The organism is uncultured Thiodictyon sp., assembly GCA_903837595.1.
Classification (GTDB): Bacteria; Pseudomonadota; Gammaproteobacteria; order Chromatiales; family Chromatiaceae; genus Thiodictyon.
On record CAILVI010000100.1, the window covers coordinates 1 to 1,635 of the forward strand.

Here is a 1,635-nt window from a genome sequence, read left to right on the forward strand (position 1 = left end):
CGATTGCTGATCCTCTCCCCCAAGGCGGTGGACGCTTTGTCGACATCTTCCAGTACAGCCTGGAAACTCAATGTCGTTAAGTTAGGGCGGCCTGGCTCCCATATATGGTCCGCCCCGCGATGCAAGAGGGAAACCGCTGTTTTTGGCAGAAGGAGAAGTTGCAGCCATATATCCGGCATCGTGGTGGGGTCGTGGTTGCCGACCCGCGTGCCCTGATGGAATCCGCGGGCCTTCCCGTCCTCATCACGCTCTCAGTCTCAGCAAGCTGGCTGGTGGGAGCCCCAGGGTCTCGGGAAGGCAGGACTTGCCTTTCATGCCATCACAGTGATGTTCACTCTTCGCAACGTGTGGTGATCGGTACTCGGTGAGGGCGGCCCGTGGGCCGCGAGTGGATGAAAGCGGTGACGCGGGGGCGCCCTGCCGTTCTGGGCTTAGCCTTGGGCCAGCGCGCCGATGTTCGGATCGTAGGGCTTGCCGGTGGTCATCACGGCATAGGCGACCCTGGCGATCTTGTTGGCCATGGCCACGCAGGCGACATTGGTGTGACGACGCGCCTTCAGCGCCGTGGCCCATCGGCTGGTGGCATCCTCCTTACGGTCCACCCAGCGCAACACGGCGCGCGCCCCGTGGATCAGCAGTTGCCGCAGATAGACATCCCCGCGCTTGCTGATGCCGAGCAACCGCTCGCGTCCGCCGGTGGCATGTTGGCGCGGCACCAGGCCGATCCAGGCGGCCAAACCGCGGCCGTTGCGAAACAGCCCCGGGTCCTCGCCGACCGCCGCCACCAAGGCGGTCGCCCCCTTGGCGCCCACGCCGGGAATCGACATCAGACGCTGCACCTGCTCATCATTGCGCGCAATCTCATCGATCTGGGCGTCATAGTGGGTGACCCGCGTGTCGAGATGGCGCAACTCCTCGACCAGTTCACGAAGTTCCGCCCGGAAGCGCGCGCTCAGCCCGTTATCGGCGTCCTCCAGGATCTCCGGGAGCCGCCGCATCGCGGCCGCCCGACCTTGGGCGATCTCGATGCCGTACTCCAACAGCAGACCGCGAATCTGGTTGACCTGGGCGGTGCGCCGCTCCACCACCAGACTGCGCATGCGGTGAATCGCCTGGATATCCTGCTGCTCGACCGTCTTCACCGCCACGAAACGCATCGTGGGACGCTGGGCCGCTTCGCCGATCGCCTCGGCATCGGCCGCATCGTTCTTGTTGGACTTCACGAACGGCTTGACGAACTGCGGGGCCATCAACCGGACCTCATGGCCGTAGGTCCGAAAGGTCCGCGCCCAGTGATGCGCACTGCCGCATGCCTCCATCGCCACCGTGCAGGGTGGCAGGTTGGCGATAAAAGGGCCCAGCCGCGCGCGGGTGAGCTTCTTGCTGAACACCGGCTGGCCGCGCGCGTCGGCGCCGTACACATGGAAACTGCGCTTGGCCAAGTCGATCCCCACCACCGTGGCCACTGCCGATTTGCTATGCTCGCTCATTGGTCTGCTCCGCTACCTCGGTTGACGATGTATCTAGTGCCTGACAGGAAACTCGCATTTTCCAGCACCGTCTATTCGTGACGGCCGGGAAATCCTTGGTCGAGCCGTCCCGGACGACGCGCGTATCTGCAATTAATACCAAACG

The 1,635-nt window shown here is 64.1% G+C and carries 1 protein-coding gene; it reads right to left on the reverse strand.

The annotated features are described in order from the left end of the window. Nucleotides 1–431: 431 nt before the first annotated feature. Nucleotides 432–1,490 carry an IS110 family transposase gene (locus QZY44_RS05700; RefSeq protein WP_295443481.1) on the reverse strand — a complete coding sequence of 353 codons (1,059 nt, stop codon included), beginning with the start codon at nt 1,488–1,490 and terminating at the stop codon, nt 432–434. Between the last annotated feature and the right edge of the window lie 145 nt (nt 1,491–1,635).